The sequence below is a fragment of the Citrobacter sp. Cf132 genome, from assembly GCF_030333885.1.
Classification (GTDB): Bacteria; Pseudomonadota; Gammaproteobacteria; order Enterobacterales; family Enterobacteriaceae; genus Citrobacter; species Citrobacter freundii.
Genome location: NZ_JAOWFA010000069.1, coordinates 75,026 through 89,059 on the forward strand (window position 1 = coordinate 75,026; position 14,034 = coordinate 89,059).

The window sequence follows — 14,034 nt, forward strand, 5'->3', positions numbered from 1 at the left end:
CCTTACAGCGCGCATGACACGCAGCCTTCGATTTCGGTGCCTTCCAGCGCCAGTTGGCGTAGTCGGATGTAGTACAAGGATTTGATGCCCTTACGCCAGGCGTAAATCTGCGCTTTGTTGATATCGCGCGTGGTGGCGGTATCGGGGAAAAAGAGCGTCAGTGAAAGCCCCTGATCGACATGTCGCGTTGCTTCAGCGTAGGTATCAATGATTTTTTGTGGACCGATCTCGTAGGCATCCTGATACAAGGCCAGATTCTCATTGGTCATAAACGGGGCAGGGTAGTAAACGCGCCCGGTTTTGCCCTCTTTGCGAATCTCCACTTTCGACACGATCGGGTGAATGCTTGACGTGGCATGGTTGATGTAGGAGATAGAACCGGTGGGCGGAACCGCCTGTAAATTCTGATTATAAATGCCGTAGCGCATCACATCTTTACGCAGCTGTGACCACATCTCGCGCGTCGGTAGCGTAATGCCTCTGACAGCAAACAGTGTGCGGACCTTGTCGGTTTTTGGCTGCCAGTCGCCCTGCAGATACTGGTTAAAATACTCGCCGCTGGCGTAGCGTGACTGTTTGAATCCGGCAAAGGTTTGACCCCGCTCGCGAGCGATCTTCATTGACGTATTCAGCGCATGCCATGTGATGGTGTAGAAATAGAGATTGGTGAAATCCAGCCCTTCCGGCGACCCGTAGGCGATCCCTTCCCGCGCCAGATACCCGTGCAGATTCATCTGCCCAAGACCAATCGCGTGCGACGCGCTGTTCCCGGCGTCGATCGAAGGCACGCTGCGGATGTGGCTCATGTCCGAAACGGCGGTTAAGCCGCGAACCGCCGTTTCCACGGTACGACCAAAATCGGGTGAATCCATGGTATGGGCAATGTTCAAGGAGCCGAGATTGCAGGAGATATCGTGCCCGATCTGCTCGTAATTGAGATTTTCATCGTAGGTGGAGGCACTGTTAACTTGCAAAATCTCCGAGCACAGGTTGCTCATATTGATCCGACCGGCAATCGGATTGGCGCGATTCACCGTATCTTCAAACATGATGTAAGGATAACCAGACTCAAACTGGATCTCGGCCAACCGCTGGAAGAATTCGCGGGCGTTAATGTATTTTTTGCGCACGCGTTCGTCGGCCACCAGTTCGTCATACCGCTCACTCACGGCGATATCACCGAACGGTTTGCCGTAAATCCGTTCCACGTCATACGGTGAGAACAGTGCCATCCGGGCATTTTCTTTCGCTAGCCGGAAGGTGACGTCGGGGATCACCACGCCAAGCGAGAGCGTTTTGATGCGGATTTTCTCGTCGGCGTTTTCGCGCTTGGTATCGAGAAAACGTAAAATATCCGGATGGTGTGCGTGCAGATACACCGCGCCTGCGCCCTGACGTGCCCCGAGTTGATTCGCATAAGAAAACGCATCTTCCAGCATTTTCATTACCGGGATCACCCCAGAGGACTGGTTCTCAATGCGTTTAATGGGCGCACCTGACTCGCGCAGGTTGGAGAGCAAAAATGCCACGCCGCCGCCGCGTTTGGAGAGCTGAAGTGCGGAGTTGACCGCCCGACCAATAGACTCCATGTTGTCTTCAATACGCAACAGGAAGCAGGAGACCAGCTCGCCGCGTTGCTGTTTACCGCAGTTTAAAAAGGTTGGCGTGGCGGGCTGAAAGCGCCCGGAGAGCATTTCATCGGTCAGTTGCATCGCGAGTGCTTCATCGCCCTGCGCCAGCGTGAGTGCCACCATCGTTACCCGATCCTCAAAGTCTTCGAGATAGCGCTTACCGTCGAACGTTTTCAACGTATAGCTGGTGTAGAACTTCCAAGCGCCGAGGAACGTCTGGAAACGGAATCCGCTGGCGTGGGCGTGGGCGAATAGCTTCAGCACGAACGCGCGATCGTAGCGGGCTAACACGCTGGCATCGTAATAGCCTTCATCCACCAACGTTTCCAGGCGCTCCTGCTGGCTGGCAAACGCCACCGAGTTGGGGCGGACGTGTGCGGCAAAGAAGGCCTCCACCGCCTGATGGTCTTTGTCGAACTGAATGCGCCCGGCTTTATCATACAGATTCAGCATGGCGTTCAGGGCGTGATAATCCAGCGTTGGCTGCATTACACGTTCTGCGGTTGTCGTTGCCAAAATTCGCTCACTCCTTTTCGAACGTTGTCGATATCGCTTTGGGTGCCCATCAGCTCAAAGCGATAGAGCCACGGCACGCCGCATTTTTGTGAGATGACATCACCCGCGCGACCGTAGGCGTCACCAAAATTACGATTGCCGGAGGCGATCACTCCACGGATTAACGCCCGGTTGTGCGTATCGTTTAAAAAGCGGATCACCTGTCTTAGGACCGCGCCAGCAGTGCCGCCGCCGCCGTAGGACGGCACGATTAATATGTAAGGTTCGTCTACCCGGATCGGCTCGCGTTCGTTAAGCGGAATGCGGATGGCAGGCAGCCCCAGACGCTGCATAAAGCGGTGCGTATTTTCGGAGCTGCTGGAGAAGTAGACGAGCTGACTCATGCGCTGACCACACGGTGTTCCGGATGCAGACGGTTGATCATGTCCGGGCGAAACCCTGACCAACTGGTTTCACCCGCGACTACGACCGGTAACTGGCGAAACCCTTGATCGCGCAGGTTATCAGCCAAATCGGGCTGTAAATCGACGTTTACCATCTCAAAGTCAAAACCACGGCTTTCCATTGCCCGTTTGGTGGCATGGCACTGAACACAGTTATTGCGAGTGTAAATAATAATACGCATGATTCGTATTTCCATTTAAAAATAAAAGATCGGCGCGATAGAGGGCGTCGGGTTGTGTGTGTCCTGATAGGAAAGATACTAGATGTAGTTTTAAAAAGATTCAACCATACAAGATATGGGAATTTTAGATTGATGATGGGCTGGGTTATGGGCATGGCAGGGGAAGTGATATGTACCATCGCAGGTTGCCGGATGGCGCGCGTCGCGTCTAATCCGGCCTACAGGAAAGCACTTCCCAGGCCGGATAAGGCGTTTATGCCGCCATCCGGAAGCGCAGAATCACATGCGCATCCCCACCGCCAGGCGGTTAAAGCAGTTCATCAGGCTAATGGCAAATGTCAGGTCGCTAATCTCTTTCGCGCTGAAATGGTCGAGCAGCGGCAGATAAACGTCATCTTCGGCGTGACTAGTGGCAATTTGAGTGACCGATTCGGCCCACGCCAGCGCCGCACGTTCCTGCTCGCTGAAGTGGTGACTCACCCGCCAGCCTGCCAGCGCATCCAGTTTGGCCTGCGCAACTCCGGATTTGCGCAGTGCTTTACTGTGCATTTCCAGACAAAAGGCGCAGCCGTTGATTTGCGAGACCCGCAGGTAAATCAGTTCCGTCAGCGTAGGTTCCAGCGCGCAGTTCTCCAGCGCTTTGCTTGCCTGAACCAGAGCGTTATAGATTTCAGGGCTGAGTTCATAATAGGGCTGGCGTAACATGGTCATGGTATTTCTCCTCGTTTGGATGACCCGCAATGTAGCACTATAATGGACTGCTACAGAGAGCCATATTGTTGCCAAAAAAGCAGACCATAAATGCCGCGCTATCAGCAAATCGCCCGTCAGTTAAAAAACGCAATTGAGAAAGGTGAACTCAAGCCCGGTACCAGATTGCCCTCCAGTCGGACCTGGGCCCAGGAGCTGGGAGTATCACGCTCGACGGTTGAAAATGCCTATGCAGAGCTGGTGGCGCAGGGCTGGCTCGCGCGGCGTGGACAGGCAGGAACGTTTGTCAGTGAGCAACTGCGACCAGAAAGGGCACCTGCTTCTCCTGCCATTTTTGCCGGAGAAAATCCCAGACCGCAAACTTTTCAGATGGGATTACCCGCACTCGATCTTTTTCCGCGCGAAGTCTGGGCGCGGGTGATGGGACGGCGTTTACGCACCCAAACGCGTTTTGATCTGGCGGTGGGCGATGTGTGTGGCGAGCGGGCGTTACGTCAGGCGATTGTGGATTACCTGCGGGTCTCACGCAGCATTGAATGCCAGCCAGAGCAGATTTTTATCACTTCAGGCTATGCGGCATCAATGACGTTAATCCTGCGCGCTCTGGCGCATCCCGGAGAGGGAATGTGGGTCGAAGATCCCGGCTTTCCGCTGATTCGGCCTGTGGTGGCTCAAGAACGCATTGAGTTGAAGCCGGTAGCGGTGGATGCCGATGGTCTGGATGTCAGCGCCGGGATCCGCGACTACCCGCAGGCGCGTTTTGTACTGCTCACTCCCGCACATCAAAGCCCACTGGGGGTAGCACTGTCTTTAGACCGTCGCCACCAGTTGCTGGAGTGGGCGACTCGTGCGCAGGCGTGGGTAATCGAAGATGATTATGACAGTGAATTTCGTTACCACGGTAAGCCGTTGCCGCCGCTAAAAAGTCTGGATGCGCCCCAGCGGGTGATTTATGCCGGAACGTTCAGCAAATCGATGTTTCCGGCTTTGCGTACGGCATGGCTGGTGGTGCCCCTGACCCAGGTTGAACACTTTCGCCAACAAGCGGCGCTAACGGCCTGTAGCGTTCCGGTTCTATGGCAGCAAACGCTGGCGGATTTTATGCGAGACGGTCACTTCTGGCGACACTTAAAACGTATGCGACAACATTATGCCGAACGACGACAATGGATGGAAAACGCCCTGACCGAACAAGGATTTAGCGTCATTCCTCAGGAAGGTGGGATTCAACTGGTGATGAGTGTGGACGGAGATGATATTGCGCTGGTGCGCAAAGCGAATCAGGCCGGGTTAGCTGTTCAGGCGTTAAGCCGCTGGCGAATAACGTCAGAAGGAAAGGGGGGAATATTGCTGTCATTTACCAATATCAGCTCGGCGGAAATGGCGCAACAGGCGGCGTACCAACTGCGGATGGCGCTGACATAAATCTATACCCGTCATACTTCAAGTTGCATGTGCGTTGGCTGCGTTCGTTCACCCCAGTCACTTACTTTAGTAAGCTCCTGGGGATTAGCTCCCTTGCCGCCTTCCTGCCACTCGAATTATTTAGGGTATATAAGGTTCTTACGATATGCGTCCCACCATCGCCACCCGTTTATGGACTTTTCTGAAAGCGTTGCTAATGCTGAATCAGGTAAGGTAAGCCCGCAGTAAAAGATAACGAGGAAAATAATATGTATTTACGACCTGATGAGGTGGCGCGCGTACTTGAAAAAGTGGGCTTTACCGTTGATGTAGTGACGCAGAAAACGTACGGCTATCGTCGTGGCGAAAATTATGTGTACGTTAACCGTGAAGCACGCATGGGACGTACCGCATTAATTATCCATCCCACGCTAAAAGAGCGCAGCTCTTCGCTGGCAGAACCAGCGACGGATATTAAAACCTGCGATCATTACCAGCAATTCCCGCTGTATTTAGCCGGAGATACTCATGAGCATTATGGTATTCCGCATGGCTTTAGCTCGCGTATTGCGCTGGAGCGTTATCTGAGCGGGTTGTTTGGCGACGTTAATTCTAACTAATAACGCGACTGGCAGTGCCAGTCGCAAAGAAGCGTGTCAGGCTTTAGCCTGATGATAGCTGCTGACCTTAAACAAGCGGCGGCAATAATCAAGAAAGTAGCCATAGACAGCGCCCATCAGCATTGACACCACGATGTTCGAACTTACTGCAGCCGTAATCTGGTGCCAGTCTGCACCAACCGTCAGCAGAATAATCACATACACCGGCGACTGGAAGGTGACATAAGCCAGTACATCCGCCAGATTTTTTGCCCATCCTGCCTGCGTGGCTTTACGCGCCGCGCGCATGAACAAATCACGGTACATGCCGTATGGCCACGCGATCAGTATGTTGACAGGGATAGCGACTAATCTGGAATACAGCGACTGTTCGAAGCTCATTCCAGAAAGGAATATTTCGATCAACATGTTCACGACAGAACAATAAACAACCATCGCGAACGTGTCTGCTACTGCATGACGCAAGCGTGACTGCGGAGAGAACATGTTAATGCTCCTTGTAAAAAGGGGGAAAAAGGTTCTGAATACCTTAACTGCTAGTGATTTGTCTTGCTGCTTTCGCGTTTTAATAGGATATCTGCCTGGATAATAACTAGCAACTAGCTTAAAATTTTTATTTATTGCCTTTTTGTCGATAAAATGCTCTGCAATGGTTTGTTTTTTGTTCGTTTTGGTGTTTTCGTTGCTGTGTTAATTAAAATTCTTTTAGATCAAAGAGTTATTTTTGCTTGTTTTTCTGAATTTTTTGCGCTCCTTTTCTGAATGTTGACTGATGTGCAATATGTATACTCGTTGGTTCCACGCGATGCCGTGGCCTGTTTCTTAAGTGACGCACTGAGATACCTTGCAGGTATATTCAAAGCTGCAATCAGGGTAATAGAATATATTGTCTGAGCGATAGCAGAATGGATGCTATAAATATCAGAGTTGGCTATTTGTTTAATGATCTGCGAATAAATTAGACTGGAAATATAATAATCAGTTGCATACAATATTTAGCGTAATACCGTTTTTATGTTTTACGTTAAAGAGGTTTTGTTAATATGAGTTCAATGTTAAAAAACTTAAATAATATCCGCTCGCTGCGTGCAATGGCTCGTGAATTTTCCGTTGATGTACTGGAAGATATGCTTGAAAAATTCAGGGTAGTGACCAAAGAACGGCGCGATGAAGAAGAACAGCTACAGCGCCAACGCGCAGAACAGCAGGCAAAAATTAATGCCTTGCTGGCGCAGATGCAGGCAGACGGGATTAGCCCGGAGGAGCTGCTGAGCATAACACCGGCTACGACACGTTCAGTTAAAAAACGCCAACCGCGCCCGGCGAAATATCGTTTTATCGATCTCAATGGTGAAACGAAAACATGGACCGGGCAAGGTCGCACACCGAAGCCAATTGCCCAGGCGCTGGCTGCCGGTAAATCTCTTGATGACTTTTTGATCTAATTACGAAGGCGGTGAGGAGATCCTCACCGCTTATTTTCAGCAAACGCCGAAATCACCCTCTTCGGTATATCGCGTGACATCAGCTGCTTTCAGCGTGAATTTATCACCGTTTTCATTACTGGCTTGTACCGCCACAATTTGATCGTCATTGACTTCAACAACCTTCAGTTTTGGACCGCCCATACGCGGTTGAACCAGATCGCCAGGTTTAAACATATTGTTGCGCTCCTTTATTTATCATTTATCGCAGAACTCACCATAGATCACGTCAACCGGCGGGTACAGTGCTGTTTCAATGATTACCGCTTAATGAGTACGTCGGTTCCAGGGCATTTTGTCCAGCAGACGCGCCATGCCGCAAAAGCCAGTCACGCCAGCGAGAATCAGCCCGGCCCCGACAAAACCGCTCAGCAGGAAGAAAGCACTGCTGACGGCGTAACCCAGAATAACACCGAGTAAGGCAAGGCTACCCGCGGCTATCTGCACCTGACGCATCAGCGGTAACGGTTGTGAACTGTCTTTCGTCACCGGCAACCCTGCGGCTTTCCAGCCGTCAATTCCACCTTCCAGCAGCCAGACCTGCGCTGGCGCAGCAATGGCGCTCAGTTTTGTTGCCGCATTTTGTGTACGTTTGCCTGACTGGCAGTGAAAAATCACCTGCTCGGCGCGTAAATTCGCAGGCAGCGATCCCTGTTCAAGCGCGGGCAACGGCGCCAGATGAGCCTCAGGAATATGCTCGTGCAGATACTCGTCAGCGTCGCGGATATCAATCAGTTTTGCACCTTGCGCGACCAGTGTCTGCGCCTCGCGCGGGGAAATCGTCCCAATAGTCATGATGGCTCCTTATGGGCAATACAGTGTTTTTAATGTGGCGATCAGCGAATTCACGGCCGCATTTTTAATGGAGTAGAGGATGCGCTGGGCATCGCGCTGGCTTTCTATCAGACCTTCTTCACGCATACGCGCCAGATGCTGGGAAGTGGCGGAAGGGCTAAGGCCGGTAACACGGGCTAACTCGCCTGCGCTGGTACCGGGTGAACCGCAGAGCATGCACAAAATCAGCAACCGTTTCGGGTTACTCATCGCTTTTAGCAGGGCGGCAGCTTGTTCAGCGCTGGCCTGGAGTTGTTCAAGTTCAGTCATATGTATTTAAGCATAATCTAAATTAAGCATATTCTAAAATAAACAACCAACGTACGCCAGCGTAAAGAGCGTAAAGGAGGGTAAAACAGCCGCGGAATGCTGGCAGAGTTGGGTAGAATGGCTACTCTTAGAGATAAAATCTCTTTTTAAACAATGATTAATTTTTTGCTTGTAGGGAGTGTGTATGGGTTTCTGGAGAATCGTTTTTACTATTATTCTGCCCCCGCTTGGCGTGCTGCTGGGGAAGGGGCTCGGCTGGGCATTTATCCTCAATATCGTTCTGACGCTGCTGGGCTACATCCCTGGTTTGATCCATGCCTTCTGGATACAGACGCGTAATTAATTCCTTTCAATTACGGCGCTTTGGCGCCGTTTTCTTTGGCCCCCTTTCTCCTCTGCTACACTTTTGGGTGTTAATTGTTAATTACCGAGGTGGATATGGGACTCTTCAATTTTGTAAAAGATGCGGGTGAAAAACTGTGGGATGCGGTCACTGGAAACCATGACACAGCCGATCTGGCAAAAAAAGTGCAGGAACACCTGAACAAAACTGGCATCCCTGATGCGGATAAAGTGGACGTGCAAATTAACGAAGGCAAAGCCACTGTTTCTGGTGATGGATTAAGTCAGGAGGCGAAAGAAAAAATTCTGATCGCGATTGGTAATATCTCCGGTATTGCCAGCGTAGATGATCAGGTTAAAACCTCTGCGCCCGCGAGCGAAAGCCAGTTTTATACCGTGAAATCAGGGGATACCCTGAGCGCTATTGCTAAACAGGTTTACGGTAATGCCAACCTGTATAACCAGATATTTGAAGCGAATAAACCAATGCTGAAAAGTCCGGATAAAATCTATCCTGGGCAGGTGTTACGTATTCCGGAGCAGTAATATTATTCAGGCTTATTCCGTCAGCAATTTACCGGACATCGCCTGTTGAATAATCGGAATCGGCGTCAGCAGGTGCTGGCGCATTAATTCGCTGGCGCGCGCGGCATCGCGTGCCAGAATTGTTTCGGTTAACGTTTGGTGCTGATCGTGTTTGTCTTCCAGCATCTCCACCGACAGCACCGTTTTTCGCAGCCAGATAAACCGGTAGCGCGCCGCCAAATCGAACAGTCGTTCGCGCATTTGCAGCAGATATTGTGAACCACAGCCAGCGACAATCGCCGAGTGAAACGCCTGATGGCGCTGATCCCACTCGTCGAGCATCTGTTCGCTGGCATCAATGGCTTCAAGCTTACTAAGCATATGCGCGCGCGCCAGAATTTCAGCTTCCCAGGCGTCGTCGCCGCGTTCAATGGCCAGCGCGACCAGCATGGCTTCCATATTGGCGCGGGCATCGAAAATATCGAGCAACTCCTGCTCTGACATCGGGGCAACACGATACCCTTTCTGATTTACTACCGTCACTAACCGCTCGGCAACTAACTGCGAAAGCGCTTCGCGTAGCGGCCCCACGCCAAGCTCATAGCGTGAGGTCAGCAGGCTCATACGCAGTTTTTCATCAGGCTGATACACACCGCGGATGATGTCGTTCTTCAGCCAGCGGTATCCATCAATGGCCGTCGGTTGGGGAATGGCGGTCATGGTCATACTCCTGAAAGGATTTCCCGGCCTGCGCCGGGAACAGGTTTAATGCGTATTTTGCAATGGTGCTTTTTGCCACGATAGCAGTTTTTTCCAGCGTGACATAATGGGCACGGTGCAAATAATTCCTATGGCTAACAATCCGGTAGAGATAACTTCCAGCTGTTGTGCCGGGCGAAACAGCATGACCACCAGCACAAAGATAATAAATGCGATGACCAGCCAGGTAAGCCACGGATAGAGCCACATTTTCAGTTTAATTTCGCCGCCTCGCGCTAGCAGGATTTTACGCATCCGCAGTTGAGAAACGGCAATGACCAGATAGACCAGCAGTGCGATGGCACCGGAACTGTCGATCAGGAATTTAAACACCTTGGCCGGGGCGTAATAGTTGACGATGACGGTGAGGAATGCGGCACCGGTAGACAGCAACACCGCCACATAAGGCGTTTTACTGCGGTTCGTTTTACCCATAAAAGCGGGGGCATCGCCACGGCGGCTCAGGGAGTAGAGCATACGCGAGGACGTATACAGCGCGGAGTTGAGACAGCTAGTCACCGACAGCAAAATGACGCAATCCATGATCAGTTTCGCGTGCGGGATATGCAGTAGCTCCAGTACCGAGCGGTAAGAACCGACTTCTTTCAGTCCCGGCATGTTCCACGGGATCAGCGCCACCACCACAAAAATAGAGCACAGATAGAAGATGGAGATACGCCAGATAACCGAGTTGGTGGCGCGAACGATATGTTTATCCGGGGTATCGGATTCGGCGGCGGCGATGGTAACTATCTCTGCGCCCATAAAGGAGAACATGGTGATTAACATTGCGCTGATCACGGCGCCAAAACCGTTGGGCATAAAGCCGCCCTGATCCCACAGGCGCGAAACCCCGCTGACATCGGCATAAGGGTAGAAACCGCTAATCGCCGCTGCGCCAAGGGTTATAAACGCCAGAATGGCAATCACTTTGCACAGCGCCAGCCAGAACTCGAACTCACCATAATTTTTGACGCTCAGCAAATTACTGCCGGTTAATGCCAGCGTGATAACCAGAGAAAACAGCCAGATAGGAATACCAGGCACCCAGGAGTGAAGAATGATGGCGGCGATATTCGCCTCCAGTGGGATAACCAACACCCAGAACCACCAGTACAACCAGCCGATGGTGTAACCCGCCCAAGGGCCGATGGCCTTATCGGCGTAAGTGGAAAAAGAACCGGTATCCGGGGTGGCGACGGCCATTTCGGCCAACATGCGCATAATCATCACCACCAGCAATCCGGCGAACAGATAGGCTAATAATACTGCGGGACCGGCTTCTGCAATCGCCACGCTTGAACCGACAAACAGACTTGCGCCGATTACCCCGGCAATAGACAGCATGGTGACGTGGCGTGATTTCAGCCCGCCCCCTAAATCATGTGATTGTGACAGTTGCCCCATCTTCTTACCCCGTTATTGTTTTTGGCCTGTTTGCCGGATGGCGCTTCGCTTATCCGGCCTACAGGTGGTACTTTTTGTAGGCCGGATAAGACGCTTTTGCGTCGCCATCCGGCACGGGTGCCTGTGTCTTAACCTTGCTTAGCTTCATCAAAGCATTGAGCGATAATGTTCAGCCCTTGACTGATCTGCGCATCTTCAATAGTCAGCGGGACAAGAATGCGCAGCACGTTGTAGTAAGGTCCGCAGGAGAGCAGGATCAGTCCTTTCTCACGTGCACGCGCCACCACTTCCGCAGTCAGTTTGGCGTCTGGTTTCGTGTGGTCGCCGTTTTCGAACAGTTCGATAGCAATCATCGCGCCCAGCCCGCGTACGTCGCCAATCTCGCGGTGGGTTTCCGCGATAGCCAACAGGCCTTCACGCAGGGTTTGCCCCAGCTCGTTGGCTTTTTGCAGCAGATCTTCCTGCTCGAAAATGTTTAGTACCGCCAGCGCAGCGGCACAGGCAATTGGGTTACCTGCATAGGTACCGCCCAGACCGCCTGGTGGAATAGCGTCCATGACGTCGGCGCGTCCGGTCACGCCTGCCAGCGGGAAGCCTCCGGCGATGGATTTAGCGAAGGTGGTGAGATCGGGCGCAACGCCCATCTGCTCCATGGCAAACAGCGTACCGGTGCGGCCCGCACCGCTCTGTACTTCATCAGCAATCAGCATGATCCCGTGTTCGTCACAAATAGCGCGCAGACGTTGCATAAAAGCAGGGGAAGCGGCGTAAAAACCACCTTCGCCCTGGACGGGTTCAATTACGATGGCGGCGACGTCTTCTGGCGCGGCATCGTTTTTGAAAATGCGGTGAATACTGGCGATAGCATCGTCGTCACTGATGCCGTGCAGCGGGCAAGGATAAAGTGCGCGATACACGTGGCCCGGCATCAGCCCCATTCCGGCAGAGTATGGGTTCACTTTCCCGGTCAGTGACAAGGTGTAGTGGGTACGGCCGTGGTAAGCACCGCTGAAGGCGATTGTGCCGGTGCGTTTGGTGGCGGCGCGGGCGATTTTCACCGCATTTTCTACCGCTTCAGAACCGGTGGTCACCAGCAGGGTTTTCTTGGCGAAATCACCCGGCACTTTCTTATTCATGATTTCGCACAGCTCCAGGTATGGCTCATAGGCCAGTACCTGGAAACAGGTATGGGACAGCTTTTTCAACTGCGCTTCTACCGCAGAGACGATCTGCGGGTGCAGGTGACCGGTGTTCAACACTGCAATACCGCCAGCAAAGTCAAGGAATTCACGGCCTTCAACGTCCCAGACCCGACAGTTTTCTGCACGCTCGGCAAAAATAGGGTGGATCTGGCCTACGCCACGGGGAACGGCGTTGCTGCGACGTTGCATAAGTTCTTTGTTGGTGCTCATCAGGTGTTCTCCAGTATTTATTTTATTAAAGGCCGATGCACATATATTTGATTTCTAAGTAGTCTTCGATGCCGTATTTTGATCCTTCACGGCCAAGACCGGAGGCTTTGATTCCCCCAAACGGGGCGACTTCGTTGGAGATAATGCCGGTGTTAATCCCGACGATGCCGTACTCCAGCGCTTCGCCAACGCGGAAGACGCGGCTTAAATCACGGGCGTAGAAATAGGCGGCCAGACCAAACTCGGTGTCGTTGGCCTGAGCGATGACGTCGGCTTCGTCTTTAAAACGAAACAGCGGAGCCAGCGGTCCGAACGTCTCTTCTTTGGCGACCTTCGCGTTGTCAGGCACATCTACCAGAATGGTGGGCTGGAAGAAGTTACCGCCGAGCGCATGAGGTTTACCGCCCGCGATAATGCGCGCGCCTTTATCCAGAGCATCGGCGATGTGTTCCTGCACTTTGGCAACCGCTTTATCGTCGATCAGCGGTCCGGTAGTGACGTCAGGTTGCAGACCATCGCCGAGATGCAGTTTGCTCACCGCCTGCTGAAGTTTTTCGGCAAAACGCTCATACACACCGTCCTGCACGTACAGGCGGTTGGCGCAGACGCAGGTTTGCCCGGCGTTACGGAACTTCGAGGCCAGCGCACCTTCCACGGCTTTATCAAGATCGGCATCGTCAAAGACGATAAACGGCGCATTGCCGCCCAGTTCCAGCGATACCTTTTTGATGTCTTTGGCGCACTGCTGCATTAACTGACGGCCAATTTCGGTTGAGCCGGTAAATGACAGTTTGCGCACCAGCGGGTTGCCGGTCAGCTCGTTACCGACCGCGCTCGCAGAACCGGTCACCACGCTGAAAACGCCAGCCGGGATCCCGGCGCGATTAGCCAGTTCTGCCAGCGCCAGTGCGGAGTAGGGGGTCTGGCTGGCGGGTTTAAGCACCATGGTGCAACCTGCCGCCAGCGCCGGACCTGCTTTGCGGGTGATCATCGCCGCCGGGAAGTTCCACGGCGTAATCGCGGCGGTAACGCCGATCGGCTGTTTGATGACGATCAGGCGTTTGTCAGCCTGATGGCCAGGGATTGTATCGCCATAGATGCGTTTGCCCTCTTCGGCAAACCACTCAATAAATGAGGCGGCATAGGTGATTTCGCCTTTGGCCTCCGCCAGCGGTTTACCCTGTTCCAGGGTCATCAAGCGGGCGAGATCGTCCTGATGCTCAATCATCAGGTTGAACCAGCGGCGCAGGATATTGGCTCGCTCTTTGGCAGTCAGCGCACGCCAGGCCGGCAGAGCGCGGTTTGCGGCGTTAATCGCTTCGCGGGTTTCATCTGCCCCCATTTTAGGTACGCTACCCAATTGCTGACCGTTGGCGGGATTGGTCACCGCGATGGTCTCGCCGCTGTTAGCGTCACGCCAGTTGCCGTCGATCAGTGCCTGCTGGCGAAATAAGGTTGGATCGTTAAGTTGCATGATTGCTTCCTGTCTTAATC

General features: G+C 52.7%; 17 protein-coding genes. 5 read left to right on the forward strand and 12 right to left on the reverse strand.

Annotated features, from left to right (window positions below; translation table 11 throughout):
* Positions 1-2: 2 nt before the first annotated feature.
* From nrdE to OGV85_RS19650, 4 genes are all read right to left on the reverse strand, one after another.
* Positions 3-2,147, reverse strand: a complete 2,145-nt coding sequence (gene nrdE, locus OGV85_RS19635; protein ID WP_061547634.1) for a class 1b ribonucleoside-diphosphate reductase subunit alpha — start codon at positions 2,145-2,147, stop codon at positions 3-5.
* The gene (nrdI, locus tag OGV85_RS19640) at positions 2,120-2,530 is read right to left on the reverse strand and encodes a class Ib ribonucleoside-diphosphate reductase assembly flavoprotein NrdI (RefSeq protein ID WP_061547633.1); all 411 of its coding nucleotides are present in this window, start codon (positions 2,528-2,530) and stop codon (positions 2,120-2,122) included. The genes nrdE and nrdI overlap by 28 nt, the downstream gene beginning before the upstream one ends.
* A complete protein-coding gene (gene nrdH / locus OGV85_RS19645; RefSeq protein WP_003846033.1) occupies positions 2,527-2,772 on the reverse strand; it encodes a glutaredoxin-like protein NrdH in 246 nt (81 codons plus the stop codon). Before nrdH ends, nrdI begins: the two co-directional genes overlap by 4 nt.
* A gap of 279 nt (positions 2,773-3,051) precedes the next feature.
* Positions 3,052-3,483, reverse strand: a complete 432-nt coding sequence (locus OGV85_RS19650) for a carboxymuconolactone decarboxylase family protein (protein WP_003037267.1) — start codon at positions 3,481-3,483, stop codon at positions 3,052-3,054.
* Positions 3,484-3,573: 90 nt separating this feature from the next.
* Between OGV85_RS19650 and pdxR the strand changes: the two genes are divergently transcribed.
* Both pdxR and OGV85_RS19660 read left to right on the forward strand, forming a co-directional pair.
* The gene (pdxR, locus tag OGV85_RS19655) at positions 3,574-4,908 is read left to right on the forward strand and encodes a MocR-like pyridoxine biosynthesis transcription factor PdxR (protein ID WP_003037264.1); all 1,335 of its coding nucleotides are present in this window, start codon (positions 3,574-3,576) and stop codon (positions 4,906-4,908) included.
* Between the two features lie 248 nt (positions 4,909-5,156).
* The gene (locus OGV85_RS19660) at positions 5,157-5,507 is read left to right on the forward strand and encodes a DUF2002 family protein (protein ID WP_044699663.1); all 351 of its coding nucleotides are present in this window, start codon (positions 5,157-5,159) and stop codon (positions 5,505-5,507) included.
* A gap of 36 nt (positions 5,508-5,543) precedes the next feature.
* Here OGV85_RS19660 and alaE read toward each other — a convergent pair whose 3' ends face one another.
* Positions 5,544-5,993 carry an L-alanine exporter AlaE gene (gene alaE / locus OGV85_RS19665; protein ID WP_003037259.1) on the reverse strand — a complete coding sequence of 150 codons (450 nt, stop codon included), beginning with the start codon at positions 5,991-5,993 and terminating at the stop codon, positions 5,544-5,546.
* 557 nt (positions 5,994-6,550) lie between these two features.
* On the opposite strand from alaE, the gene stpA reads away from it, so the two are divergent.
* A complete protein-coding gene (stpA, locus tag OGV85_RS19670) occupies positions 6,551-6,952 on the forward strand; it encodes a DNA-binding protein StpA (RefSeq protein WP_003037256.1) in 402 nt (133 codons plus the stop codon).
* 36 nt (positions 6,953-6,988) lie between these two features.
* Here stpA and OGV85_RS19675 read toward each other — a convergent pair whose 3' ends face one another.
* From OGV85_RS19675 to OGV85_RS19685, 3 genes are all read right to left on the reverse strand, one after another.
* Positions 6,989-7,168, reverse strand: a complete 180-nt coding sequence (locus OGV85_RS19675) for a GDFGVC terminal motif YodC-like protein (RefSeq protein WP_003037253.1) — start codon at positions 7,166-7,168, stop codon at positions 6,989-6,991.
* A 90-nt stretch (positions 7,169-7,258) separates the two neighbouring features.
* Complete coding sequence (locus tag OGV85_RS19680) at positions 7,259-7,786, reverse strand: rhodanese family protein (protein WP_032949883.1); 528 nt, start codon at positions 7,784-7,786, stop codon at positions 7,259-7,261.
* A 9-nt stretch (positions 7,787-7,795) separates the two neighbouring features.
* A complete protein-coding gene (locus tag OGV85_RS19685; RefSeq protein ID WP_003037247.1) occupies positions 7,796-8,095 on the reverse strand; it encodes an ArsR/SmtB family transcription factor in 300 nt (99 codons plus the stop codon).
* Positions 8,096-8,279: 184 nt separating this feature from the next.
* Between OGV85_RS19685 and OGV85_RS19690 the strand changes: the two genes are divergently transcribed.
* Both OGV85_RS19690 and lysM read left to right on the forward strand, forming a co-directional pair.
* Entirely contained in the window at positions 8,280-8,438 is a 159-nt protein-coding gene (locus OGV85_RS19690) for a YqaE/Pmp3 family membrane protein (RefSeq protein WP_032949882.1), read from the forward strand.
* A 95-nt stretch (positions 8,439-8,533) separates the two neighbouring features.
* Positions 8,534-8,983: a peptidoglycan-binding protein LysM gene (gene lysM, locus OGV85_RS19695; protein ID WP_003037241.1), complete on the forward strand. Its 450-nt coding sequence runs from the start codon at positions 8,534-8,536 to the stop codon at positions 8,981-8,983.
* A 12-nt stretch (positions 8,984-8,995) separates the two neighbouring features.
* On the opposite strand, the gene csiR is transcribed toward lysM, so the two are convergent.
* From csiR to gabD, 4 genes are all read right to left on the reverse strand, one after another.
* A complete protein-coding gene (gene csiR / locus OGV85_RS19700) occupies positions 8,996-9,682 on the reverse strand; it encodes a DNA-binding transcriptional regulator CsiR (RefSeq protein WP_061548182.1) in 687 nt (228 codons plus the stop codon).
* Between the two features lie 45 nt (positions 9,683-9,727).
* Complete coding sequence (gene gabP, locus OGV85_RS19705) at positions 9,728-11,128, reverse strand: GABA permease (protein ID WP_003037233.1); 1,401 nt, start codon at positions 11,126-11,128, stop codon at positions 9,728-9,730.
* Positions 11,129-11,256: 128 nt separating this feature from the next.
* Positions 11,257-12,540 carry a 4-aminobutyrate--2-oxoglutarate transaminase gene (gene gabT / locus OGV85_RS19710; protein ID WP_061548181.1) on the reverse strand — a complete coding sequence of 428 codons (1,284 nt, stop codon included), beginning with the start codon at positions 12,538-12,540 and terminating at the stop codon, positions 11,257-11,259.
* 25 nt (positions 12,541-12,565) lie between these two features.
* Positions 12,566-14,014, reverse strand: coding sequence for an NADP-dependent succinate-semialdehyde dehydrogenase (gene gabD, locus OGV85_RS19715; RefSeq protein ID WP_061548180.1), 1,449 nt, complete (start codon positions 14,012-14,014; stop codon positions 12,566-12,568).
* Positions 14,015-14,034 lie beyond the last annotated feature (20 nt).